General features: G+C 60.8%; 23 protein-coding genes. 12 read left to right on the forward strand and 11 right to left on the reverse strand.

Annotated elements, in window-relative coordinates:
* Positions 1–54: 54 nt before the first annotated feature.
* From GIW28_RS18130 to GIW28_RS18140, 3 genes are read right to left on the reverse strand one after another with little or no spacing between them, the layout of a single operon-like run.
* Positions 55–327: an oxidative damage protection protein gene (locus tag GIW28_RS18130; protein WP_017138649.1), complete on the reverse strand. Its 273-nt coding sequence runs from the start codon at positions 325–327 to the stop codon at positions 55–57.
* Positions 324–1391: an A/G-specific adenine glycosylase gene (gene mutY / locus GIW28_RS18135; RefSeq protein WP_138449385.1), complete on the reverse strand. Its 1068-nt coding sequence runs from the start codon at positions 1389–1391 to the stop codon at positions 324–326. Before mutY ends, GIW28_RS18130 begins: the two co-directional genes overlap by 4 nt.
* The gene (locus GIW28_RS18140; protein WP_236447328.1) at positions 1388–3604 is read right to left on the reverse strand and encodes an AsmA family protein; all 2217 of its coding nucleotides are present in this window, start codon (positions 3602–3604) and stop codon (positions 1388–1390) included. Before GIW28_RS18140 ends, mutY begins: the two co-directional genes overlap by 4 nt.
* A gap of 326 nt (positions 3605–3930) precedes the next feature.
* Between GIW28_RS18140 and GIW28_RS18145 the strand changes: the two genes are divergently transcribed.
* The 7 genes from GIW28_RS18145 to GIW28_RS18175 all read left to right on the forward strand — a co-directional run bounded on the left by GIW28_RS18145 (position 3931) and on the right by GIW28_RS18175 (position 9784).
* Complete coding sequence (locus GIW28_RS18145) at positions 3931–5592, forward strand: OFA family MFS transporter (protein ID WP_099549501.1); 1662 nt, start codon at positions 3931–3933, stop codon at positions 5590–5592.
* A 324-nt stretch (positions 5593–5916) separates the two neighbouring features.
* Positions 5917–6510, forward strand: coding sequence for an imidazoleglycerol-phosphate dehydratase HisB (gene hisB / locus GIW28_RS18150; protein ID WP_017138645.1), 594 nt, complete (start codon positions 5917–5919; stop codon positions 6508–6510).
* Positions 6510–7148 carry an imidazole glycerol phosphate synthase subunit HisH gene (gene hisH / locus GIW28_RS18155; RefSeq protein ID WP_017138644.1) on the forward strand — a complete coding sequence of 213 codons (639 nt, stop codon included), beginning with the start codon at positions 6510–6512 and terminating at the stop codon, positions 7146–7148. The genes hisB and hisH overlap by 1 nt, the downstream gene beginning before the upstream one ends.
* Positions 7148–7405 carry a DUF2164 domain-containing protein gene (locus GIW28_RS18160; RefSeq protein WP_005783916.1) on the forward strand — a complete coding sequence of 86 codons (258 nt, stop codon included), beginning with the start codon at positions 7148–7150 and terminating at the stop codon, positions 7403–7405. The genes hisH and GIW28_RS18160 overlap by 1 nt, the downstream gene beginning before the upstream one ends.
* Before the next feature lie 39 nt (positions 7406–7444).
* The gene (hisA, locus tag GIW28_RS18165; RefSeq protein WP_008435688.1) at positions 7445–8182 is read left to right on the forward strand and encodes a 1-(5-phosphoribosyl)-5-[(5-phosphoribosylamino)methylideneamino]imidazole-4-carboxamide isomerase; all 738 of its coding nucleotides are present in this window, start codon (positions 7445–7447) and stop codon (positions 8180–8182) included.
* Between the two features lie 9 nt (positions 8183–8191).
* On the forward strand, positions 8192–8962 hold the full coding sequence (hisF, locus tag GIW28_RS18170; RefSeq protein WP_017138643.1) for an imidazole glycerol phosphate synthase subunit HisF: 771 nt from the start codon (positions 8192–8194) through the stop codon (positions 8960–8962).
* Between the two features lie 66 nt (positions 8963–9028).
* Positions 9029–9784 (forward strand): substrate-binding periplasmic protein, encoded by a 756-nt coding sequence (locus GIW28_RS18175; protein ID WP_017138642.1) that lies wholly within the window; start codon positions 9029–9031, stop codon positions 9782–9784.
* Here the strand turns inward: GIW28_RS18175 and GIW28_RS18180 are convergent.
* The 4 genes from GIW28_RS18180 to GIW28_RS18195 form a co-directional block, all read right to left on the reverse strand.
* Entirely contained in the window at positions 9737–11011 is a 1275-nt protein-coding gene (locus GIW28_RS18180) for a Vps62-related protein (protein WP_236447329.1), read from the reverse strand. The two genes, GIW28_RS18175 and GIW28_RS18180, sit on opposite strands and share 48 nt — an antisense overlap.
* Positions 11012–11074: 63 nt before the next feature.
* Positions 11075–11860 (reverse strand): divergent polysaccharide deacetylase family protein, encoded by a 786-nt coding sequence (locus GIW28_RS18185; protein WP_138449379.1) that lies wholly within the window; start codon positions 11858–11860, stop codon positions 11075–11077.
* Position 11861: 1 nt separating this feature from the next.
* Entirely contained in the window at positions 11862–13175 is a 1314-nt protein-coding gene (locus GIW28_RS18190) for a S41 family peptidase (RefSeq protein ID WP_017138639.1), read from the reverse strand.
* 30 nt (positions 13176–13205) lie between these two features.
* The gene (locus tag GIW28_RS18195) at positions 13206–14501 is read right to left on the reverse strand and encodes a murein hydrolase activator EnvC family protein (protein WP_017138638.1); all 1296 of its coding nucleotides are present in this window, start codon (positions 14499–14501) and stop codon (positions 13206–13208) included.
* A gap of 242 nt (positions 14502–14743) precedes the next feature.
* Here GIW28_RS18195 and GIW28_RS18200 point away from each other — a divergent pair, with 242 nt between their 5' ends.
* Positions 14744–15256, forward strand: coding sequence for a PBECR2 nuclease fold domain-containing protein (locus tag GIW28_RS18200; RefSeq protein WP_236447330.1), 513 nt, complete (start codon positions 14744–14746; stop codon positions 15254–15256).
* A 216-nt stretch (positions 15257–15472) separates the two neighbouring features.
* Here the strand turns inward: GIW28_RS18200 and gpmI are convergent, their stop codons facing one another.
* Positions 15473–16999: a 2,3-bisphosphoglycerate-independent phosphoglycerate mutase gene (gene gpmI, locus GIW28_RS18205; RefSeq protein WP_236447331.1), complete on the reverse strand. Its 1527-nt coding sequence runs from the start codon at positions 16997–16999 to the stop codon at positions 15473–15475.
* Between the two features lie 151 nt (positions 17000–17150).
* Here gpmI and GIW28_RS18210 point away from each other — a divergent pair, with 151 nt between their 5' ends.
* Genes GIW28_RS18210 through secB form a run of 3 tightly spaced genes read left to right on the forward strand, consistent with a single transcriptional unit; the run spans position 17151 to position 18342 of the window.
* Positions 17151–17564, forward strand: coding sequence for a rhodanese-like domain-containing protein (locus GIW28_RS18210; RefSeq protein ID WP_017138635.1), 414 nt, complete (start codon positions 17151–17153; stop codon positions 17562–17564).
* Between the two features lies 1 nt (position 17565).
* Entirely contained in the window at positions 17566–17820 is a 255-nt protein-coding gene (gene grxC, locus GIW28_RS18215) for a glutaredoxin 3 (protein WP_017138634.1), read from the forward strand.
* A gap of 42 nt (positions 17821–17862) precedes the next feature.
* Complete coding sequence (gene secB, locus GIW28_RS18220) at positions 17863–18342, forward strand: protein-export chaperone SecB (protein ID WP_012721755.1); 480 nt, start codon at positions 17863–17865, stop codon at positions 18340–18342.
* A gap of 149 nt (positions 18343–18491) precedes the next feature.
* On the opposite strand, the gene GIW28_RS18225 is transcribed toward secB, so the two are convergent.
* Positions 18492–18947, reverse strand: coding sequence for a tRNA (cytidine(34)-2'-O)-methyltransferase (locus GIW28_RS18225; protein WP_003171120.1), 456 nt, complete (start codon positions 18945–18947; stop codon positions 18492–18494).
* Between GIW28_RS18225 and GIW28_RS18230 the strand changes: the two genes are divergently transcribed.
* Complete coding sequence (locus GIW28_RS18230) at positions 18946–19386, forward strand: hypothetical protein (RefSeq protein WP_017138633.1); 441 nt, start codon at positions 18946–18948, stop codon at positions 19384–19386. The genes GIW28_RS18225 and GIW28_RS18230 overlap by 2 nt on opposite strands.
* Before the next feature lie 539 nt (positions 19387–19925).
* On the opposite strand, the gene ntrC is transcribed toward GIW28_RS18230, so the two are convergent.
* Positions 19926–21362: a nitrogen regulation protein NR(I) gene (gene ntrC, locus GIW28_RS18235; RefSeq protein WP_017138632.1), complete on the reverse strand. Its 1437-nt coding sequence runs from the start codon at positions 21360–21362 to the stop codon at positions 19926–19928.
* Complete coding sequence (gene glnL / locus GIW28_RS18240) at positions 21359–22444, reverse strand: nitrogen regulation protein NR(II) (protein ID WP_017138631.1); 1086 nt, start codon at positions 22442–22444, stop codon at positions 21359–21361. Before glnL ends, ntrC begins: the two co-directional genes overlap by 4 nt.
* Positions 22445–22724: the final 280 nt, after the last annotated feature.

The following is a 22724-nucleotide window of genomic DNA, read 5'->3' on the forward strand; positions in this document are numbered from 1 at the left end:
AAAAAATATTTAATTATTACCGTCGCTTACGTGCCGACCCCGGTTTTTGATCAATTATTGAGCAGGCGGCACGTAACCGTCGGCCTTGGCGTAATCCTCGCCGGAAAAGAACTTGTCCATTTCGCCCGCCAGGTATTTGCGATCTTCGCCGTTCATCATGTTCAGGCGTTTTTCGTTGATCAGCAGGGTCTGGTGTTTCAGCCAGTCACCCCAGGCTTGGGCAGAGATATGCTCGAAAATGTCCTGGCCCTTGGCACCTGGGTACGGCGGGCGTTCCAGGCCTGGCAGTTCTTCTTTGTACTTGCGGCACATTACGGTGCGGGTCATGACGAAACTCCTGCGTTCAATACGTCGGCCGCGCGCTTCAGCAGTTTTTTCACCGGGGCGGCAAGGCCCAGGCGCGGCGGGGTGGCGAGGTTATACCAGAGCCAGTCGGCCTCGGCCACGTGATGGGCGGATTCCTCGACCTGCACCAGCCAGGGTTCGATGGCCAGTTGGAAGTGGCTGAAGGTGTGGATCAGCCCCGGCAGCGCCTGTTGCTCGCCCAGTGCCAGCGCGTGCTGGTTGGCGAGGTGTTCCAGGTCTTGCAGGTCATCGAGTTCCGGCAAGCTCCACAAGCCGCCCCACAGGCCCGTGGACGGGCGACGGTAAAGCAGGATCGCGCCCTCGGCATTGGCCAGCAGTGGCATCAGCGTGCGCTTTTGCGGGATGGTCTTGCGCGGCTTGGGGATCGGGTAACGCGTCTCCAGGCCGAGCATGTGGGCTTCGCAGCCTTTTTCCAGCGGGCACAGCAGGCAGCTTGGCTTGCTGCGCGTGCAGAGGGTGGCGCCCATGTCCATCATTGCCTGGGTGTAGGCGTTGACGCGGTCGTGTGGCGTAAAGCGCTCAGCGGTGGCCCAGAGCTGTTTCGCGACCTTGGGTTCGCCTGGGTAGCCCTCTTGCGCAGTAAAACGCGCCAGCACGCGTTTGACGTTGCCGTCGAGGATCGGCGCGCGCAGGCCCATGCTCAAACTGGCGATGGCGCCGGCAGTGGACAGGCCAATGCCAGGCAGCTCAGTGAGTTTTTCCACATCCTTGGGAAATTCGCCGCCGTATTCAGCAACGACAATCTTGGCGGTCTTCTGCAGGTTACGTGCACGGGTGTAGTAACCCAGACCGGTCCACAGGTGCAGCACTTCATCTTCCGGCGCGGCGGCCAGGGCTTCGACCGTCGGCAAGGAAGCCATGAACCGGTCGAAGTAATTGAGCACGGTGCTCACCTGGGTCTGTTGCAACATGATCTCCGAGACCCACACCCGGTAAGGCGTGATGCCCTGTTGCCAGGGCAGGTCATGGCGACCGTGGCGGTCGTACCAATCCAGCACCGCCTGTGAAAACTGCTCGTTTCTCATCGTTTGAACAGGCCTTTAAGGGCGTCTTTAAGCTGCGGATTAACCTTGTCGAGCTTCTCTTCGATTTTGTCGCTGAGCTTGTTGCCGGCGGCTTTGATGGCGACCTGAGTCAAGCCGTCCTTGTCCAGGCGGCAGGCCTTGGCGCCCAGCTCCAGCGGGCCACGGCAGCGCAGCGGCACTTCGATGTTCTGGAAGTTGGCGCCGACCTGGCAGGCCGGGTCCGGTACATCGCGCTGGTCGCCTTCGACGATGATGCCAACGCGGTAGTCCATGCCCAGCACACGCAGGTCGACGTCGCCGTTGCCGTTGACCGCCAGGCCCGGAATACGCACTTTGAGGTCCGGGTTGCTCGCCACGCCGTTACGCAAGTTAAGCGTGCCGCGCAGTTCCTGGAACGGCGTGTCCTTGCCCTGCGGCGTGGTGCTCAGGGTCTTGCGGTTGAGCAAGGCAATACCGGTGCACAGTTGCTGTTCAATGTTGGCGTGGAGCAGCGCGCCGTTATTGATCACAAAGCTGGCGGTACCGTTAAGGCTGTCGATCAGCGCTTTTTGGCTGTTGCCACGGCCGGTTAGGTTGCTGTCGAGAGTAACCTGGCCTTTGACCGGCGGGTTTTGCCCCTGGGCTTGCAGGATGCGTTCAACCGGCACTTGCTTGATGTGGGTTTGCAGCGCCAGCAGCGGGATGTCCTGGCGCACATCGAGTGTGCCGTTGGCCTGGAAGGTGCCGTTGTAGAGGCCGCCGCTCAAGGTGTCGAGCTTGAGCTGGCCATCGGCGCCGGAGGCTTTGAGCGCTGCATTCTGGATCGGCAGCTTGCTCAGGGTCAGTTGCCCAAAAGCCAGGTCGGCGTTGACGTCCAGGGTGCGCAGGCGGGTCAGTGGCAGCAGCTTGTCGGTGCTCCACGCGCCTTTGGTCGGAGCTTCCGGCAGTGGTGTGGTGCCACCGGCGGCCATGGCGCCGGCTTCGCTGTTCTGTACTTCAGCCTGGCGGGCAGCGGTTGCGCCTTTGGCTGATTCGGACTTGGCCGGCAAGTAGTTGTCGGCGTTGAAGGTGTCGCCCTTGAGCTGCACGCGCAAGGCTTGCTTGGCGAAGTCATCCACGGCGATGCGACCGGTGAAGGTGCTGCCGTCGAGTTTCAGGTTCAGGTCTTCCAGCGCCACGCTGGTCGGGGTGCCCTTGAGGCGGCTGACCAGCTCGACCTTGCTCAGGCTGCCGTCAGCCATGGGCGGCAGCGGGTGGCCGATGCTGTCGAGGAACTTGGCCAGGTCAAACTGGGCAATCGACAACGCGCCGCTGACTTGCGGGGATTTGTTCAGGTCATTGACCTTCAGTTCGCCCAAGGCGCGCAGTTGGTTGGCGGAGAGCTTGAGGTTGGTCCACTCGGCGATGTTGGCCGCCAGGTCCACCAGCAATTGGCCCTGGGTGGAGAAGGTCACGGTCTTGCCTTGCAGCGGCTCGCCGGTGGCTTCGCCGCTGAGTTTCATGTCTTCGAACTGGTAGCGCTGCAGGGCACGCTGGATGCGCAGGTTGCCGTTCAGTTCGGTTTTGACGCGCATCAGCGGCTGGTTGCTGCCCAGGAATGCAGTGAGTTTGAGTGGAATACTCGCGCCTTCGTGCACGGCGCCGGCGCTCAACTGGATGCTTTCGGCACTGAACTGTTTGCCGGTTTGTTCATCGTTGTATTCAACGCGGGCGTTGTTGATGGTCAAGCTGTCGATGTCCAGGCGGATCGGCTTGGGTGGCTTCTCCGGTTCGGGTTCGGCAGGGGCTTGTGCTGGGGCAGGGGCGCTGGCGATGTCGGCCGCGTCGGGCACATTCTTGCCGATGTCTTCCCAGTTGCCGTGGCCTTGCTTGTCACGGTTAAGGCGCAGGTTGAGGCCTTCGACACGCACATCGCTCATCTGCACTTCGCGGCGCAGCAGTGGCAGCACGCGCACCGACAGGCCGAGCATTTGCAAGTCGGCGAACGGTTGGGTCGGGGTGGTCAGGGTTGCCACGCTGGCTTCGTGCAACTCAAGGCCCAGCCAGGGGAACAGGCTCCAGCCAATATCGCCATTGAGCGTCAGCTCGATGTGGGCCTTGTCGCGGGCAATCTGGCGAATCTCGTCTTTGTAGTCGTTGGGATCGAAGAGGTGGGTCAGGGCAAAGCCCAGGGCCACAATGATCAGCAACAGCCCGAGGAGTACCAGACCCAGGATTTTGCCGAACGCTTTCATGGGCGAGTCCTTGTATGTCGATTTCAAAATTTAGCCGCAGAGTATAACGCCCGAAGGCCTGCGTCAGTTCACGCATCGTTACATTGTATCCAGGGACGGCAAAATAGGATTTTGCCGTCAGGCAGATCAGGTTGAGTGAAAAAGGTGATGTCAGTTTGGTTTTTCTGTCATCCACTGGTGCTAATCTTCGCGGGTTCGTCTGTCGTCTGCGACACAGCGTCGCGCTTAAAAGGAGCTTTACTCAACAACAACGGCCAACGCTCTGCGTGCAAGGTCGAGGGAGAGAGCGCCTGACGGACACATACTAATAACTGGGGGAAACACCAATGAGCACTAGCACTGCGGCCGGTAGTACTGCCGCGCAGCCCGCGTTCCTGTCCAAGGAGCGCATTATCGCCAAGCCCGGCTTCAACCGCTGGCTGGTTCCGCCGGCCGCCCTGGCCATCCACCTCTGCATCGGCATGGCCTACGGGTTCTCGGTGTTTTGGCTGCCGCTGTCCAAGGCTCTGGGTATCACCGCGCCGGTCGCCTGCGCGCCGGACATGAGCTTTATCGCGCAAGTCTTCTCGTCCCAGTGCGACTGGCCCATCTCCATGCTGGGCTGGATCTACACCCTGTTCTTCATCTTCCTGGGTTGCTCGGCAGCCATCTGGGGCGGCTGGCTGGAACATGCCGGGCCACGTAAGGCGGGCGTTGTATCGGCGTTGTGCTGGTGCGGCGGGCTGTTGATCTCGGCGCTGGGGATTTATACCCACCAGATCTGGCTGATGTGGATCGGCTCCGGCGTGATCGGCGGTATCGGCCTGGGCCTGGGTTATATCTCGCCTGTATCGACGCTTATCAAGTGGTTCCCGGACAAGCGCGGCATGGCCACTGGCATGGCGATCATGGGCTTCGGCGGTGGCGCAATGGTGGGTGCACCGTTGGCCGCAGCGCTGATGGGCCACTTCGCCTCGCCAACCAGCGTGGGCGTGTGGCAGAGCTTTGTAGTCATGGCCGTGATTTATTTCGTGTTCATGATCGGTGGCGCACTGTCCTACCGCGTTCCGCCGACCGGCTGGAAGCCTGAGGGCTGGACCGCGCCGGCGAAAAAAGCCAGCAACGCGATGATCACCCACCGTCACGTGCACGTGAACGTGGCGTGGAAAACCCCGCAATTCCGTCTGGTATGGCTGGTGCTGTGCCTGAACGTGTCCGCCGGTATCGGCATCCTCGGCATGGCTTCGCCGCTGCTGCAGGAAGTGTTCGGTGGCAAGTTGCTGGGTGTGGATGTGCCGTTCGGCCAGCTGGACGCGGGCCAGTTGGCCTCTATTGCGGCCATCGCTGCGGGTTTCACTGGTCTGTTGAGCCTGTTCAACATCGGTGGCCGGTTCTTCTGGGCGTCGTTCTCCGACTACCTGGGCCGTAAAAACACCTACTTCGTGTTCTTCGCCCTGGGCTTTGCCCTGTACGCGTTGATCCCGAACCTGGGGCACCTGGGCAACGTGGCGCTGTTTGTGGCGGCGTTCTGCATCATCCTGTCGATGTACGGCGGCGGTTTTGCGACTGTGCCTGCGTACCTGGCCGACCTGTTCGGCACCCAAATGGTCGGCGCGATCCACGGTCGCCTGTTGACCGCATGGGCGGCGGCTGGCGTGCTGGGCCCGGTGTTGGTGAACTACCTTCGCGAATACCAGCTGAGCATCGGCGTTCCGCGCGCTGCGGCTTACGACATCACCTTGTACATCCTTGCAGGCCTGCTGGTGCTGGGTTTCCTCTGCAACCTGCTGGTGCGCCCGGTGGCCGACAAGTACTTCATGACCGACGCTGAACTGGCTGCCGAACAGGCGCTGGGCCATGACAAAGGCGCCGATGCCAGCACTTCGCTGGAGTGGAAAGCGGCCCCTGGTACTGTGCCGATGGCTGTTGCCGCCTGGCTGGTGGTAGGTATTCCGTTGGCGTGGGGTGTGTGGGTGACCCTGCAGAAGACGGCGGTGTTGTTCCACTGATGCCGCTGTAGTCGGGCGAGCGCGGCTCCCACAGGAACCGCGCTTGTGTGGGAGCTGGCTTGCCTGCGATAGCATCACCGCGGTGTGGCCGAAATACCGAGGTGTCTGCATCGCAGGCAAGCCAGCTCCCACACAAGCCAGCTCCCACACTGGATCTCTACTCGTTTCAAGACAGCGGCGGGGCGCACCATCCTGGAGCGCCTGCTTGTATGCACATGTCTATCCCCGACACTCCATCAGTCTTATCCCCTTCGATGTTTCTGTTTAGCGCCCGCGCCCCTATAATGGCTGCCTTTTTCGCCCAATGATTTTGCGGAGCTGGTGATGGCCGAACGTAAGGTATCCGTCGAGCGCGACACTCTGGAAACCCAGATCAAAGCCTCGATCAACCTGGATGGCACCGGAAAGGCCCGATTTGATATCGGTGTACCTTTTCTTGAGCACATGCTGGACCAGATCGCCCGTCATGGGCTGATCGACCTGGATATCGTCAGCAAGGGCGACCTGCATATCGACGACCACCACACGGTGGAAGACGTAGGCATCACCCTCGGCCAGGCGTTTGCCAAGGCCATCGGCGACAAAAAAGGTATCCGTCGCTACGGCCACGCCTATGTCCCGCTGGATGAAGCGCTGTCGCGTGTGGTCATCGACTTCTCCGGCCGCCCAGGCCTGCAGATGCATGTGCCGTATACCCGCGCCACCGTGGGCGGCTTCGATGTCGACCTGTTCCAGGAATTCTTCCAGGGCTTCGTCAACCACGCACTCGTCAGCCTGCACATTGACAACCTGCGCGGCACCAACACCCACCACCAGATCGAAACCGTGTTCAAGGCATTCGGCCGCGCACTGCGCATGGCCGTAGAGCTGGATGACCGCATGGCCGGGCAAATGCCGTCGACCAAGGGCGTTCTGTAATGCAGACGGTCGCGGTTATCGATTACGGCATGGGTAACCTGCACTCGGTGGCCAAGGCGCTCGAGCACGTGGGCGCCGGCAAGGTGCTGATCACCAGCGACGCCAATGTGATTCGCGAAGCCGACCGCGTGGTGTTCCCCGGCGTCGGCGCGATTCGCGATTGCATGGCCGAGATCCGCCGCCTGGGCTTTGACAGCCTGGTGCGCGAAGTCAGCCAGGACCGCCCGTTCCTCGGCATCTGCGTGGGCATGCAAGCCTTGCTCGACAGCAGTGAAGAGAACGGCGGCGTCGACTGCATCGGCCTGTTCCCCGGCCAGGTGAAGTTCTTCGGCAAAGACCTGCACGAAGACGGCGCGCACTTGAAAGTGCCGCATATGGGCTGGAACGAAGTCAGCCAGACCGTCGATCACCCGCTGTGGCACGACATTCCGGACCTGGCGCGTTTCTACTTTGTGCACAGCTACTACATCAATGCTGGCAACCCGCGCCAAGTGGTGGGTGGCGGGCATTATGGCGTCGACTTCGCCGCAGCGCTGGCCGACGGTTCGCGCTTTGCCGTGCAGTTCCATCCGGAGAAGAGCCATACCCATGGCCTGCAATTGCTGCAGAACTTCGCCGCGTGGGATGGTCGCTGGTAATGGCCAAGAAGCCGAAGCCGCCGATCTTGAACCTCACGCCCGAACAGGAGCGTGAGGCGACCGACAAGATCAAGCGTTTCATGGAGGACCGCTTCGAACTCAAGTTGGGCTCGTTCGAGGTCGCCGAGATTCTTGAGCTGTTCACCACCGAAGTGGCGCCGCACTATTACAACAGGGCGATTTTCGACACGCAGACGCTCCTTAAAGAAAGGTTCGAAAGCATCGAAAGCGACCTGTGGTCGCTTGAGAAACCCTGATTTCCCAAGCATTGCTGAATATCGAATAAGGTTTGCCAGATGCTGATTATCCCCGCTATCGATCTCAAGGACGGCGCTTGTGTACGCCTGCGCCAAGGCCGCATGGAAGACTCCACCGTGTTCTCCGATGACCCGGTGAGCATGGCTGCCAAATGGGTAGAAGGGGGCTGCCGTCGTCTGCATCTGGTGGACTTGAACGGCGCCTTCGAAGGCCAGCCAGTCAATGGCGAAGTGGTTACTGCCATCGCCAAGCGCTACCCGAACCTGCCGATCCAGATCGGCGGCGGCATTCGCTCCCTGGAAACCATCGAGCACTACGTCAAGGCTGGCGTGAGCTACGTGATCATCGGCACCAAAGCGGTGAAAGACCCCGCGTTTGTGGCCGAAGCCTGCCGCGCGTTTCCGGGCAAAGTCATCGTGGGCCTGGACGCCAAAGACGGTTTCGTCGCCACCGACGGCTGGGCTGAAATCAGCACCGTGCAGGTCATCGACCTGGCCAAGCAGTTCGAAGCCGACGGCGTGTCCGCCATTGTTTATACCGACATCGCCAAAGACGGCATGATGCAGGGCTGCAACGTGCCGTTCACCGCTGCGCTGGCCGCTGCAACCAGGATCCCGGTGATCGCCTCCGGTGGCATTCACAACCTGGGCGATATCAAGTCGCTGCTGGACGCCAAGGCGCCCGGCATCATCGGCGCCATCACCGGCCGCGCGATCTACGAAGGTACTTTGGACGTCGCCGAAGCCCAGGCTTACTGCGACGCCTACAACGGCTGAGGACTGACCATGGCGCTGGCCAAACGCATCATCCCTTGCCTGGACGTCGACAACGGTCGCGTGGTCAAGGGCGTCAAGTTCGAGAACATCCGCGATGCCGGTGACCCGGTGGAAATCGCCCGTCGCTACGATGAGCAAGGTGCCGACGAGATTACCTTTCTCGACATCACCGCCAGCGTCGACGGCCGCGACACCACCCTGCATACCGTCGAGCGCATGGCCAGCCAAGTGTTTATCCCGCTGACCGTGGGCGGTGGCGTGCGTACCGTGCAAGACATCCGCAACCTGCTCAACGCCGGTGCGGACAAGGTCTCGATCAACACCGCCGCCGTGTTCAACCCGGAGTTCGTCGGCGAAGCCGCGCAGCACTTCGGCTCGCAATGCATCGTGGTCGCCATCGACGCCAAGAAGGTCTCCGGCCCGGGCGAAACCCCGCGCTGGGAGATCTTCACCCACGGCGGTCGCAAGCCGACCGGCCTGGACGCGGTGGAATGGGCGATGAAGATGGAAGCCCTGGGCGCCGGTGAAATCCTGCTGACCAGCATGGACCAGGACGGCATGAAAAACGGTTTCGACCTGGGCGTGACCCGCGCCATCAGCGATGCGCTGGGCATCCCGGTGATCGCCTCCGGCGGCGTCGGCAACCTGCAGCACCTGGCCGACGGCGTGATCGAAGGCCACGCCAGTGCGGTGCTGGCGGCGAGCATTTTCCACTTTGGCGAATACACCGTGCCTGAGGCCAAAGCCTATATGGCCGCGCGCGGTATCGTCGTTCGCTAAACGCTGCTGGACACCCTGGCAGGCGCGGGGCACTCTCTGCGCTTGCCATGGATTCCGGTAGCCTTCATGTTCAAGACCCTTCTGCTTGCTCTCGCCAGTACGTCCATTCTGTTGACGGGCTCGGCTCACGCCGAGGAACCGTCCGACGCCTCCCTGGTGTTGCTGACGGAAAACTTCCCGCCCTACAACATGGCGAAAAACGGCAAGAACTTCGCCAAGGAAGAAAACATCGAGGGCATCGCCGTCGATATCGTGCGCGAGACGTTCAAGCGAGCCGGCATTTCCTACAACCTGACTTTGCGTTTTCCTTGGGAGCGCATCTACAAACTCGCCCTGGAAAAGCCCGGCTACGGTGTCTTTGTGATGGCGCGCCTGCCAGACCGCGAAGCCCTGTTCAAATGGGTCGGCCCCATCGGCCCGGATGATTGGGTGATGCTGGCCAAGGCCGACAGCAAGATTGAGCTGACAGACCTTGAACAGGCTCGTCGATACAAGGTCGGCGCCTACAAAGGTGACGCCATTGCCGAGACCCTGGAAAAGCAGGGCCTTAAGCCCATCGTTGCGCTGCGTGATCAGGACAATGCGCAAAAGCTGGTGGATGGCCAGATCGACCTGTGGGCCACCGGCGATCCGGCGGGCCGTTATCTGGCTCGCCAAGTGGGGGTGACCCAACTGAAAACCGTGCTGCGCTTCAACAGTGCCCAGTTGTACCTGGCGCTGAACAAAGACGTGCCGGATGAGGTGGTGGCCAAGCTTCAGGCGGCACTCGAGCAGTTACGGGGTGAGGGTGGTGTCGATCAGATCATGGCCCGTTACCTCTAGTTCGGGCTCTGCTTGAGGTGACTCATCAGGCAGCACCTCTGCGTTTGGAGACTCGCTTATGTACACGTGGTCACCATTGGTATAGCTGGCGGTGCTTGAAACCTGACTGCCGTCTTCTCGCAGCAGGCGGTATTCGCTTTGGACAAGGTACGCCGCAACGGCTTTTTTCGGCGGAACATAAGTGATGATTTCCAGCGACGAAGCCTGGTCCCAGCCTTTCGCCGAGCGCTGCGTGTGTGTGAAGTCGCGATCCAGGTGCGCCGAAAAACTCAATTCAAAGACGTGTTCGCCCACCGGCCACTCTTTGCCCAGACCGATACTGGTGTTGGCCGCCATTGCCTTGGCAGTCCCGCTTACTTCACCTTTCGCGGCCGTCCACATGAATGGCTGACTGGTAGCTTCGGTGTTGTGCCCAAAGCCGACACACAGGTGGCGGTCCGTGCGCTCCAGGCGGTAGGTGGGCGATGCCTGAAACTGTTCGATCACGGCCAACTCCGGGTCTTTGACACAGAACCATGGCAGCTCACACACCTGAGGCGCGTGGACGGATTCATCATTGCCCGGGCTTTCGTACCCGCTGAGCGCGGGCGGTGGCGGCAGGTCGTGCAGTTGCGCTGTCAATGTCAGGCGCAGTGAATAGGTCTCAAGGCTTGGCTTGGCATAGTCGCCATGGCCTATGAAGGTGCCGGGGGCGAGGTATATTTCGCCGGCGGGTGCATCGGGAGGTGTCACCGACCAGAGGCTTAAGTCGTTGGTGGCGCCGCTGCCTTTATCGTCCCAGATCAATTCGCCCGTTTTAGCGGCCATCACCAGGTCTTTTCGCACGCACCGCACGGCATGGCGTGAGGGTTTGTCGTAGTCCACGCCGTACACCAGCCCCATCGCCACATAGCCCTCTGGCGGCAGCGGGCGCCAGATAGATGCATTGCTCAGCGCTCCGGAGCCTTCATCCTGCCACACCAATTGATAATCGACGGGCGCACGCAGGGCCGTGCCGTCGACGTTGTTCGCGTCGCTGACGACGGCGACAACGTTGCCTTGGTTGATATTGCGATAGTGGTCGACCGCAATATCACCCAAGGTAAAAAACGGTCTCAGTGCATCGGAGGCGGTGCTCGGCCGCCAGAGGCCGACGGCTTTGTGCGCGCCCGACCCCTTGTCGTTCCACAGCGGCAGAAACTCGCTGGTAAAGCTGATGAGCAGGTCATTGAATTGCAGAGGCTTCATGGAGGGCTCTCCAGTTGATGGGAGCATCAACTATCGAGCAGTGCACTCGGCGCCGAGCGGTAACTATCTACGCGCCGGAAGATACGTCCCGTTTTTACCGTGTGCAGCCATGGCTAGGTTGCTGCGCACGCTGATCATCAACTTGATATCAATCCAGTCGATGCCCTGGGCCTTGAGCTTGGGCAACTCACGCTCCAGTACCGCCAGCGTTTGCGGGTAAGGGTGGCCGATCATCACCACCGAGCCCTGCTTGTGGGCCAGCTTGATCGCGGTTTGCAGTTGTGTGGCAATCGCCGCTTCGGTGCGTTCGTCATCCAGGAAAACATCCCGCGACACATGCGCCAGCCCGATCTTCTGCGCCTCGGCGGCGGCGACGGTCTGTGCGCTGGTGCGGCTGTCGACAAAGAACTTGTTGCGCCGTTGCAGCTCGGCCATCAGCCACGCCATCGCCGCTGGCTGGGCGGTCATGCGGCTGCCCATATGGTTGTTGATGCCGGCGGTATAGGGCACAACCTTGAAGGCGGCGTCCAGGCGTTTGCCGAGTTCTTCGATAGGCAAGTCGGGGTGCCAGGCGAACGGGCCGGTGGCCGGGTCCATAGGCATATGCAGGATCACGATCTTGCCGGCCTTGTGTGCCTCACGGGCAAATTCGGCGGCGTGGGGCGTGTCGGGCATGATCGCCGTGGTCACCGGCCCAGGCAGGGCCAGCACACGACGGTCCCTGGGCAGGTTTTGTCCCAGGTCGTCGATGATAAGGGTCAGGTAGGCTTTTTGCGGCTCGCCGGCAGGGGTCGCATGGGCGACGCCTGCCAGGCTGCACAGCACAGCGATGATCAGGGCAAAACGCATATCATCGGCTGCGCGTAATGCTCAGGCCTTTAAGCAGGCTCAGCGCCTGGGCCAGTTGATAGTCGTCGTCCTGCGGCATCGGCTTGGCTTTGCTGCCGCTGCCGGTCGGCTGGTCGGCGCCGCCGTTGCCATTGCCCAAGTGACCTTGAAGGTCGGCCTCTTTGTAGTACTCGCTGTCGACCTCGTTGGTGATCTTGGCCCTGCGCACCTCGATGTCCGGCACGATGCCCTGGGCCTGGATCGAGCGACCGTTCGGCGTGTAGTACAGCGCCGTCGTGATCTTCAGGGCGCGGTCGTTGTTCAGCGGCAATACGGTTTGCACCGAGCCTTTGCCGAAGCTGGTGGTGCCCATCAGCACGCCGCGTTTCTGGTCTTGCAGGGCACCGGCGACGATTTCCGACGCCGAAGCGCTGCCGCCGTTGATCAGCACGGCCAGTGGCACGCCTTCGCTCAGGTCGTTGCCGGTGGCCGAGAAGCGCAACTCGGAGTTGGCGATACGGCCTTTGGTGTAAACAATCAGGCCTTTGGTGATGAAGTGGTCGACCACTTCAACCGCCGACTGCAGCACGCCGCCTGGGTTGTTACGCAGGTCGAGCACGATGCCGTTGAGTTTCTTGCCGTTGTCTTTGCGCAGTTTGGCCAGGGCCTTGGCCACTTCGTCGCCGGTCTTGACCTGGAACTGGGTGATACGGATGTAACCGTAGCCCGACTCCAGCAGCTGGCTCTTCACGCTCTTGACCGTGATGGTCGCGCGGGCCAGGGTCACGTCAAACGGGTTGCCGCCGTCGCGTACCAGGGTCAGGGTGATTTTCTGGCCGAGCTTGCCGCGCATCTTGTCGACGGCTTCGGTCATGGTCTGGCCACGGGTTGGTTGGCCGTTGATCTTCACGATCAAGTCGCCGGCCTGAATGCCCGCCTTGGACGCAGGCGTGTCATCGATCGGCGAGACCACTTTGATCTGGCCATCTTCGGAGCCGACTTCGATGCCCAGGCCGCCGAATTCACCGCTGGTGCTTTCCTGCAGCTCGGCAAAGTCTTCCGGCCCCAGGTAGGCGGAGTGCGGGTCGAGGTTGCTGAGCATGCCCTTGATGGCATTTTCCAGCAGGGTCTTGTCGTCTACGGGTTCGACATAGGCTGCCTTGATCCGGTCCATGACCTCGGCAAAGGTACGCAGCTCGTCCAGCGGCAGCGGCGCCTTGGTGGTCGCTGCGGTGGCGGCGGGTGCCGATGCAGCCTGGTCGGCAAAAGCCAGCGGCGCGCCGATCACCAGGGCGATCGTCAGGGCCAGCGAAGTGAGGCGGGACAAATGCAGCATGTCGAACGAACTCCTAATGTAGGTGCAGCCCTATCCTTGGGAACGGCACCATTGTGCAGGGTCGCTCGGGCGGCCCTGCTGACGAATAGCGAAGTACAGCGCCGGGGTGTCCTGGCCACCACTGTTACCGACAGTGGAGATGGATTCACCGGCTTTTACAACATCACCTGCCGACTTGAGTAATGTCTGATTGTGGCCGTAAAGGCTCAAATAGCCATTGCCGTGGTCAAGAATCACCAACAAACCGGCCCCGCGCAGCCAATCGGCAAACACCACACGGCCACCGTGAACGGCGTGGACCTGGCTGCCGGCGGCGGCGCTGATCATCACCCCATCCCACTTGGCGCGGGTGTCATCGCCACGGGTTTCACCAAAGCGTGCCAGCAGTCGACCATCAACGGGCCATGGAAGTTTGCCGCGGGCTGAAGCAAAAGGGCCGCCGAAGTTCTCGCCGGAGCTGGAAACCAGCGGCCCGGGCGCTGCACGCGCCGGTTTACGCGGCGCTGGCGCATCAGTGGTAGCGGCCAGCTCGGCTTCACGCTGGCGCTTTTTTTCTGCTTCCTGCTGGGCAATCAGCGCTTTTTGCCGCGCTTCTTCAGCCTCACGTGCCTGGCGAGCCAGGGTTTCCTCGATGGTTTTGAGCACTTTGCCCAAGTCGGCCTGGTCTTGTTCGCGGGCCTGCAGCTTGGCGTCGCGGGCCTTCACGTCATTGTTGAGCTTGGCCAGGGCTTGCTGGCGCTCCTTGCGCACCTTGTCCAACTGGTCGCGCTGAGTGTCGAGGGCGGTTTTCTGATCCATCAGTTGCGACTGCTGGTCGGCGATTTCCTGCTCGACATTGGCCAACTGGCGCAGGGTTTCATTAAAACCCTTTAATTGTGCCAGGCGCGCCTTGCTCAGGTAGTCGTAGTAAGTGAGGGTGCGCGCGAATTTCTCCGGGTTCTGCTGGTTGAGCAGCAGCTTGAGGTATTCCTGGCGGCCACTCTGGTAGGCGGCGCGGGCCTGGATCGCGATCAGGCGTTGCTGTTCAACGCGTGCGCTCTGGAGTTTTTTTTTCTCAGCGTCGAGTCGCTCCAGTTCCGACTCGCTCTTCTTTAATTCTTTTTGTAGCTCCTGGACCTGCTTCTCGAGCTTGCCCATCTCGGTTTCCGTGCCGCGCAGGTCTTTCTGCACCCCGGATTTTTCTTCCTGGAGCTTGCCGAGCAGCTTTTTCAGCTCGGTAATGTCCTGACGCGTAGCGTCCAACTGTTGTTGGGTTTGTGCGCGCTCATCGGCAAACGCCGGTTGGAGCAGGCAGACAAGAGCGAGGGAAATCAAGGCGCGAAGCATAGAGGCGGGCGACACCAGGGAAATGGACGGCCTAGTATGCCCGCCAAGCGCCGCAAAAAAAACGCCTCAACGCCATCTGCTTTGAGGCGTTCGTCATAAAAAGCCTTTCAGGGCGATTTAATTGGGCGGTTTGAAGGTTAAACACTATCGAAGAAACGCTTTGAAACGCTCCACCTGCACTGGTGTTTGCTGCTGAGAATAGACTCACGAGCCCTCTAATCAGTCAGTTGGCGCGATCGGCAATGTCCGGTGTTCATGAGTCAAAAGGCCAGCAAACCTGGCTCGATTACGGATTGCCCGACCTGCGTAGCCTTGATCGGGCTCTACGATCTTGCGCACTCGAGGAGGTGTTGGCGGGCAAAGACATTGCCGATGCTGTCGATATCGTAGCTTCAAATCTGGGGATTACCGATTCGACATGCCCTCAGGTTTGTATAGATTCCCCTCTGGGCAGGGTGTTGATCCAGCGCACGACGCTGGGGCACATTGTTGAAAAGCGGCAGGATGCCAGAGAACGATACGTAAAATTCGCGCTGGATACGCTGACAGGGCCTCTGGAAATCTGGCGTGTCGCCTATAGCGACGGCTCGGCTCGGCTGGCGTTCATCGGTGCTTATGAAACCAAGCGACAAATGCTGGTGGTGGTGAATATCCAGGCAGGCAATGTGTTGTTGAATTTCATGCAGACCGATGCCAAGGCGCTGAATAAGCATCGCCATGGGGAGCTGCTTTACAAACGCTACCAACTTTTATAACAGGCAAAGAAAAGGGCAGTTCTCTCGAACTGCCCTAAGTTAGAGCGCTTGATATTCATATACACACCCTCAAGCAGGGGTGTGGAGGTCTCACCCTACGCTGATGTCCAGTCATCAACGGGGTTCCTACGCCAGTTATCGCCGCTGGAGGCAACTGGTTTCGCGCTCACCTTCATTATTGACGGGCTACTCGCTTTGAGCAACCCCCGAACTGTTTCAGACCAGAATCGAAGTACCGGTCATCTCTTTCGGCTTCTCCAGCCCCATCAGTTTCAGCATGGTCGGCGCTACGTCCGCCAGCACGCCGCCTTCACGCACTTTCAGGTCGCGCTTGCCGACATAGATGAACGGCACCGGCTCGGTGGTGTGAGCGGTGTGGGCCTGGCCTGTGGATTCGTCGGACATCTGCTCGCAGTTGCCGTGGTCGGCGGTGATCAGCGCCTCGCCGCCGACTTTCTCCAGGGCGTCGACGATACGGCCGACGCACAGGTCCAGGCATTCTACGGCTTTAACGGCCGCTTCCAGGTTGCCGCTGTGGCCGACCATGTCACCGTTGGCGTAGTTGACCACGATCACGTCGTAACGCTGGTGTTCGATGGCATCGACGATCTTGTCGGTGACTTCCGGCGCGCTCATTTCCGGCTGCAGGTCGTAGGTGGCGACTTTGGGCGACGGGATCAGGATGCGTTCTTCGCCTGGGAACGGTTCTTCACGGCCGCCGGAGAAGAAGAAGGTCACGTGGGCGTATTTCTCGGTTTCGGCGATGCGCAGCTGGGTCTTGCCGTTTTTCGCCAGGTAATCGCCCAGCACGTTTTCCAGGCTGCCCGGGGCAAAAGCTGCCGGGGCCGGGATGTTGGCGGCGTATTGGGTGAGCATGACGAACTCGACCTTCGGCTGGCGGGCGCGCTCGAAGTCTTTGAAACCGGCGTCAACGAATACATGGCTCAGTTCGCGGGCACGGTCGGCGCGGAAGTTCATGAACACTACGGCGTCGCCGTCTTCCACTTTCACCGGCTCGCCGATGGTGGTGGCTTTGACGAACTCGTCGCTCTCGCCACGCGCATAGGCGGCTTCCAGGCCTTGCTGGGCGGTGGCGGCGTGAAATTCGCCCTGGCCTTGCGCGATCAGGTTGTAGGCCTGGGCGACACGGTCCCAACGGTTGTCGCGGTCCATGGCGAAGTAACGGCCGACCAGGCTGGCGATACGGCCCTTGCCAAGCGCGGCGAAGGTGGCGTCGAGCAGTTCGATGGACGATTGCGCGCTTTTAGGTGGGGTGTCGCGGCCGTCGAGGAAGGCGTGCAGGTAAATCTTGTCGGCGCCGCGCTTGAAGGCCAGCTCGGCCATGGCGACCAGGTGATCCTGGTGGCTGTGAACGCCGCCGTCGGACAACAGGCCCATGAAGTGCACGGCCTTGCCGGCTGCGACTGCTTTATCCACCGCCGCGCAGATGGTCGGGTTCTCGAAGAACTCGCCGTCGCGGATCGATTTGGTCACGCGTGTGAAGTCTTGGTATACCACTCGTCCGGCGCCGAGGTTCATGTGGCCGACTTCCGAGTTGCCCATCTGGCCGTCCGGCAAGCCCACATCCATACCGGAGCCGGAGATCAGGCCGTTGGGTACGGTGGCCGTCAGGCGGTCGAGTACCGGCTTGTTGGCCGAGTACACGGCGTTGTCGTGGTGGCTTTCACTGTGTCCGAAGCCATCGAGAATTATCAGGACCAAAGGTTTAGGCGTGGTAGTCATAGATCCTCTCGCGGCGGTAATAAAGGAAGGCAATCTAAAAGGGAGTAGCAGTTTAAAGCGAAGTTCCGACCACGTCACCGCTTTACGGGGGTTGGCCGCCCCTGACGGCTGTGTATACTTACCGCCATTTTAACGCCCTGGAACCTCCTTGATGGTTGATCACCTGATTGCATTTGCCACTGCCCACTACCTGCTCGCGGGTGCCTTCGTCATCCTGCTGGCGCTGCTGATCGCTCATGAAATGAGCCGCGGTGGCCGCAGCCTGAGCACGTCGGAGCTGACCGCACTGGTCAACAAGGATGAGGCCGTTGTCGTGGATATCCGCCCGGCCAAGGATTTCGCCGCCGGCCATATCGTCGGCGCCCTGAACATTCCACAGGACAAGCTGATCGCCCGTTTGCCCGAGCTGGAAAAACACAAGGCCAAGACCATTATTCTGGTCGACGCCCAAGGCCAGCACGCCGGCACCCACGCCCGCGAGATGCTCAAAGCCGGTTTCACCGCCGCCAAACTGTCCGGCGGTATTGGCAGCTGGAAGGCCGATAACCTGCCGCTGGTGAAGTGATATGAGCCAGGTTGTCGTTTACTCCAGCGATTGGTGCCCCTACTGCATGCGGGCCAAGGCCCTGCTTGAGAAGAAGGGCATTGCCTTCGAAGAGATCAAGGTCGACGGCAAACCCCAGGTGCGCGCCGAAATGACCAAGAAAGCGGGACGCACGTCCGTGCCGCAGATCTGGATCGGTGACAAGCATGTCGGTGGATGCGATGACCTGTTCGCTCTGGAGCGCGCCGGTAAACTCGATGCGCTGCTGCTCGTCTGACTCCTAAACCCTAAAAGACCCCAAGATCAAGAAGGATCTGCGATGACTGACCAACAGAACACCGAAGCAGCAGAAGCTCAAGGCCCACAGTTTTCGCTGCAGCGGATCTACGTGCGTGACCTGTCGTTCGAAGCGCCGAAAAGCCCGGCCATCTTCCGCCAGGAATGGACCCCAAGCGTTGCGCTGGACCTGAATACCCGTCAAAAGGCTCTGGAAGGCGACTTCCACGAAGTCGTGCTGACCTTGTCCGTGACTGTTAAGAACGGCGAAGAAGTAGCCTTCATCGCTGAAGTGCAACAGGCTGGTATCTTCCTGATCCAGGGCCTGGACGAAGCGTCTATGAGCCACACCCTGGGCGCGTTCTGCCCGAACATCCTGTTCCCGTATGCCCGTGAGACCCTGGACAGCCTGGTCACCCGTGGCTCGTTCCCTGCGCTGATGCTGGCGCCGGTGAACTTCGATGCCCTGTACGCGCAAGAGCTGCAGCGGATGCAACAGGAAGGTTCGTCGACTGTTCAGTAAGTTGACGCGATAAAAAATGTGGGAGCGGGCTTGTGTGGGAGCTGGCTTGCCTGCGATAGCATCACCTCAGTATCACTGATACACCGAGGTGACTGCATCGCAGGCAAGCCAGCTCCCACACAGGTCTGCTCCCACATTTTGTTTATGCGTTACTTGAAGCCGAGCTGGCGCCAGCCTTCGTAAACCGCGACGGCTACAGTGTTGGACAAGTTCAAGCTGCGGCAACCCTCGCGCATCGGCAAACGCAGACGATGGCCATCGGGCAAAGCATCAAGCACCTCCGCCGGCAGGCCACGACTTTCCGGGCCGAACAGGAAGGCGTCGCCTTCGGCAAAGCTGGCATCATGAAACGGTCGCGAGCCCTTGGTGGTGAACGCGAACAGCCGTGGGTGGCCCAGGCTTTCCAGGCAGCTTGCGAGGTCGGCATGGCGCTTGAGCGTGGCGTACTCGTGGTAGTCCAGCCCGGCGCGGCGCAGGCGTTTGTCGTCCATGTCAAAGCCCAGCGGCTCGATCAAATGCAGGTGGCAGCCACTGTTGGCGCACAGCCTGATAACGTTGCCGGTATTCGGCGGAATTTCTGGTTGAAAAAGGATGACGTGAAACATGCACGGCTCCGAAGGCAAAGATGCGTTGCATTCTACCCCTGAAGACGACCCAAGGCCGAAGCTATTGCCACGGGTGATGGGTTCACTGGCGATTGTTGGCTTGATGATCGGGCTGATGATCGGTCGCCTGACCACGCCGGATCCGGTTGAGTTGCAGCAGGTAGAAACAGCGGCAGACGGCGTGGTGGTGTGGTTCAACAGCGAACCCAAGCTGCACGGCGAACATATCGACGGCACCGTGGCGCTGCTGTTCGGCGCGCAAGGCAAGGCTGCCAGCGGGCAACTCAAGGTCAACGACAAGGACGTGAATTGGCGCGTTCGCAAGACCGATGGCGGCCTGCTGCTGAACCTGGTGGCGGCTCGGCCGTTGCGCGGGGAATGGAAAGGGGAGAAGGCCGAGGGTCGCTGGCGGCTGCAGATCCATCTGCGCGAGGAATAAAAGAGGGAGTTCCCGGCCTGCCTGTACCAGGGCTCCCAAAACGGGGTGAAGCCTTGCAAGGCTTCGGTGTTAAAGAGGGAATCCCCGGCCTGCCTGTACCGAGGTTCCCGAAACGGGTGTGGGGCGCGACGCGATCCGCATCAAGCACCCCGGGTGTAAAGAGGGGATTCTCGGCCTGCCTGTACCAAGGTCCCCGAAACTGGGTGATGTAAGGGTTATTGCAGGGCGCGTGCCAGAAGTTGCAATGTGTGCCAAAAAATTTCGCCAGAAAGCGCAAAGCCCCGGAATACGGGGCTTTGGTGTTTTTGCGGTTTGATGTTTTCTTGATTCGGCGGGTGTTTCAGGCTGGCTGGATGTGCGCGATGCTAGTTCATGGTGCATTGAAGCGGTGCACTCCACCTGATCGTTCCCACGCTCCGCGTGGGAATGCATCGTGTGACGCTCCGCGTCACCAGTGCACAGATCTGAACTTGCGGTGAGCCTCGGACGCGGAGCGTCCGGGGAGGCGTTCCCACGCCGAGCGTGGGAACGATCAGCAGTTAGGCTTCATCACCCTCATCATCATCCCCGCCATCGACCTTCATCCCCAGCTCCTTGATCTTGCGCGTCAAGGTGTTACGGCCCCAGCCGAGCAGCACGGCGGCATCGCGGCGGCGGCCGGCGGTATGCTTCAAGGCGGTTTCGATCATGATGCGCTCGAAGGCCGGTACGGCGCTGTCCAGCAGGTTCGACTGGCCGCGTGCCAGGGCCTGGTCGGCCCATTGGCGCAGCGCCTGCTCCCAGTTGGTCACCGGGGCCGAATCCTGCGGCAGGCTCAACAGCTCCGGTGGCAGGTCGCTGATGTGTACCTCACGCCCGGATGCCATCACCGTGATCCAGCGGCAAGTGTTCTCCAACTGACGCACGTTGCCCGGCCACGGCAGGTTCTTGAGGTATTCCTCGGTCTCGCTTTTGAGCAGCTTCGGCTCCACCGCCAATTCTTGCGCGGCGCGGCTGAGGAAGTGGCGGGCGAGGGTCGGGATGTCTTCGCGGCGATCCGACATCCGAGGGATGTGGATACGAATCACGTTCAGCCGGTGAAACAAGTCCTCACGGAATTTGCCCGCGTGCACCAGGGTTTCGAGGTTCTGGTGGGTCGCCGCAATGATGCGCACATCGACCTTGACCGGCGTGTGCCCGCCAACGCGGTAGAACTCGCCATCTGCCAATACACGCAGCAAGCGTGTCTGGGTATCGGCCGGCATATCGCCGATTTCATCCAGGAACAGCGTGCCGCCGTCCGCCTGTTCAAAGCGCCCGCGACGCAGGTTGGCCGCGCCGGTGAACGCGCCTTTTTCATGGCCAAACAGCTCGGACTCCATTAAGTCCTTCGGAATCGCCGCCATGTTCAGCGCGATAAACGGCGAAGCCGCCCGTGGGCTGTGACGGTGCAGCGCGTGGGCCACCAACTCTTTACCGGTGCCCGACTCGCCGTTGATCAACACGGTGATGTTGGAGTGGCTCAAACGCCCGATGGCGCGAAACACTTCCTGCATCGCCGGTGCTTCACCGATGATTTCCGGGGTGCGGGTCAGGGCTGGCGGGGCTTCCTGGCTTTGTTGTTCCTGGGCGTGCTGGTTGGCGCGCTTGACCAGCGCCACCGCCTCGTCCACATCGAACGGCTTGGGCAGGTATTCAAAGGCACCGCCCTGGTAGGACGCGACAGCGCTGTCCAGGTCCGAGTGCGCGGTCATGATGATCACCGGCAAACGCGGGTGCTGCTCGCGGATCCGCGCCAGCAAGTCCAGGCCACTGGCGCCGGGCATGCGGATGTCGGAGATGATCACGTCCGGCTGCTGACGCGCCAGGCGGCTCATCACCCCGTCGGCGCTGTCGAAGCTCTGGGTGGTCATGCCTTCCTGTTGCAAGGCTTTCTCGAGGACCCAGCGGATAGAACGGTCGTCATCGACGATCCACACAGTTTCACTACGGCTCATGTCGTGGGGGCTCCTTGTTCCAATGGCAGGAAGATCGAGAACGTGGTGTGGCCGGGATGGCTTTCACATTCGATCAGGCCCTGGTGCTGGCTGATGATGTTCTGAGTAATGGCCAGGCCCAGCCCGGTACCGTCCGGGCGGCCGCTGACCATGGGAAAGAAGATGGTTTCCTGCAGTTCCGCAGGAATGCCGGGGCCGTTGTCGATGATCTCGACCTTGGTAACCAGGCGGTGGCGCACATGGCCGATGGTGAACTGGCGCAGAGCGCGGGTGCGCAGGCTGATGCGGCCCAGGCGCAGTTCGTTCTGGCTGCTGATGGCCTGCATGGCGTTGCGCACGATATTGAGCACCGCCTGAATCATCTGCTCGCGGTCGATTAATACGTCGGGAATGCTAGGGTCGTAGTCGCGCACCAGAGTGATGCAGCCTTGGCTTTCGGCCTCGACCAGCTGGCACACGCGCTCCAGCACTTCGTGCACGTTGGTCATCGCCAGGGACGGCAACTTGTTGGAGCCGAGCATGCGGTCCACCAGGTTACGCAGGCGGTCGGCCTCCTCAATGATGACGTTGGTGTAGTCCTTGAGGTGTTCCTCCGGCAACTCACGGGCCAGCAACTGCGCGGCGCCACGAATCCCACCCAGTGGGTTTTTGATTTCATGGGCCAGGCCGCGCACCAGCATCTTGCTGGTTTCCTGTTTGGACAGCTGCGCTTCTTCTTTAGTAATGCGCAGCAGACGGTCGCGGGGGTGCACTTCGAGCAACAGCAGGGTCGCGCCGTTGCTCAAAATCGGGGTCACGGCGTAGTCGACCGTCAGGGTCTGGCCGGTGAGGGCGGTGAGCATCGCTTCGCGCTTGGTAAACGGGTGCGCCTGCTCCACGGCCTGGCGCAACGAACTCAAGGCCTCGGCCGACTCGGTGAACAATTCGCTGATGAACTGCCCATGGCTGCGCTGACCACTGATGGCCAGGAGCATCTCCGCCGCCGGGTTCATGTACTCAAGACGCAAGTCGTCATTAAGCAGGATGGTCGCGGTGGTCAGGTTGTCGAGTAACAAACGGTGCAGTGCATCGCTGATGGTCATCGGGACCTCTTTTGGAGCAAGGCGCGGGCTTGAGGCACACGCTGATACAAGGAAAATGCAAAAACCAAACCAAGGCTCCGAAAAGAAGCGTTAAACCCCTGAAATAAGGGTTTTAGGCGCGAAACTGTGGCGTTCTGCCAGCTTGATCGAGAAGAATCGAACCAAAATGGGCTGGATGGGTGGGAAGTGTGCAGGGTGTCGCACCAATATAGTGCGGTTTTGTGAAGGTTGTTCAGGAAGTGATGGCTGGCGAAAAATTGTCTGGAGGAGCGGGGTCAAT

It is taken from the genome of Pseudomonas sp. PA-5-4B, assembly GCF_021606215.1.
GTDB lineage: Bacteria > Pseudomonadota > Gammaproteobacteria > Pseudomonadales > Pseudomonadaceae > Aquipseudomonas > Aquipseudomonas edaphica.

Excerpts from the sequence above, each read along its gene's own strand:
- GIW28_RS18130 (WP_017138649.1), bottom strand. The coding sequence starts at position 327 with ATGACCCGCACCGTAATGTGCCGCAAGTACAAAGAAGAACTGCCAGGC.
- mutY (WP_138449385.1), bottom strand. The coding sequence starts at position 1,391 with ATGAGAAACGAGCAGTTTTCACAGGCGGTGCTGGATTGGTACGACCGC.
- GIW28_RS18140 (WP_236447328.1), bottom strand. The coding sequence starts at position 3,604 with ATGAAAGCGTTCGGCAAAATCCTGGGTCTGGTACTCCTCGGGCTGTTG.
- GIW28_RS18145 (WP_099549501.1), top strand. The coding sequence starts at position 3,931 with ATGAGCACTAGCACTGCGGCCGGTAGTACTGCCGCGCAGCCCGCGTTC.
- hisB (WP_017138645.1), top strand. The coding sequence starts at position 5,917 with ATGGCCGAACGTAAGGTATCCGTCGAGCGCGACACTCTGGAAACCCAG.
- hisH (WP_017138644.1), top strand. The coding sequence starts at position 6,510 with ATGCAGACGGTCGCGGTTATCGATTACGGCATGGGTAACCTGCACTCG.
- GIW28_RS18160 (WP_005783916.1), top strand. The coding sequence starts at position 7,148 with ATGGCCAAGAAGCCGAAGCCGCCGATCTTGAACCTCACGCCCGAACAG.
- hisA (WP_008435688.1), top strand. The coding sequence starts at position 7,445 with ATGCTGATTATCCCCGCTATCGATCTCAAGGACGGCGCTTGTGTACGC.
- hisF (WP_017138643.1), top strand. The coding sequence starts at position 8,192 with ATGGCGCTGGCCAAACGCATCATCCCTTGCCTGGACGTCGACAACGGT.
- GIW28_RS18175 (WP_017138642.1), top strand. The coding sequence starts at position 9,029 with ATGTTCAAGACCCTTCTGCTTGCTCTCGCCAGTACGTCCATTCTGTTG.
- GIW28_RS18180 (WP_236447329.1), bottom strand. The coding sequence starts at position 11,011 with ATGAAGCCTCTGCAATTCAATGACCTGCTCATCAGCTTTACCAGCGAG.
- GIW28_RS18185 (WP_138449379.1), bottom strand. The coding sequence starts at position 11,860 with ATGCGTTTTGCCCTGATCATCGCTGTGCTGTGCAGCCTGGCAGGCGTC.
- GIW28_RS18190 (WP_017138639.1), bottom strand. The coding sequence starts at position 13,175 with ATGCTGCATTTGTCCCGCCTCACTTCGCTGGCCCTGACGATCGCCCTG.
- GIW28_RS18195 (WP_017138638.1), bottom strand. The coding sequence starts at position 14,501 with ATGCTTCGCGCCTTGATTTCCCTCGCTCTTGTCTGCCTGCTCCAACCG.
- GIW28_RS18200 (WP_236447330.1), top strand. The coding sequence starts at position 14,744 with ATGTCCGGTGTTCATGAGTCAAAAGGCCAGCAAACCTGGCTCGATTAC.
- gpmI (WP_236447331.1), bottom strand. The coding sequence starts at position 16,999 with ATGACTACCACGCCTAAACCTTTGGTCCTGATAATTCTCGATGGCTTC.
- GIW28_RS18210 (WP_017138635.1), top strand. The coding sequence starts at position 17,151 with ATGGTTGATCACCTGATTGCATTTGCCACTGCCCACTACCTGCTCGCG.
- grxC (WP_017138634.1), top strand. The coding sequence starts at position 17,566 with ATGAGCCAGGTTGTCGTTTACTCCAGCGATTGGTGCCCCTACTGCATG.
- secB (WP_012721755.1), top strand. The coding sequence starts at position 17,863 with ATGACTGACCAACAGAACACCGAAGCAGCAGAAGCTCAAGGCCCACAG.
- GIW28_RS18230 (WP_017138633.1), top strand. The coding sequence starts at position 18,946 with ATGCACGGCTCCGAAGGCAAAGATGCGTTGCATTCTACCCCTGAAGAC.
- GIW28_RS18225 (WP_003171120.1), bottom strand. The coding sequence starts at position 18,947 with ATGTTTCACGTCATCCTTTTTCAACCAGAAATTCCGCCGAATACCGGC.
- ntrC (WP_017138632.1), bottom strand. The coding sequence starts at position 21,362 with ATGAGCCGTAGTGAAACTGTGTGGATCGTCGATGACGACCGTTCTATC.
- glnL (WP_017138631.1), bottom strand. The coding sequence starts at position 22,444 with ATGACCATCAGCGATGCACTGCACCGTTTGTTACTCGACAACCTGACC.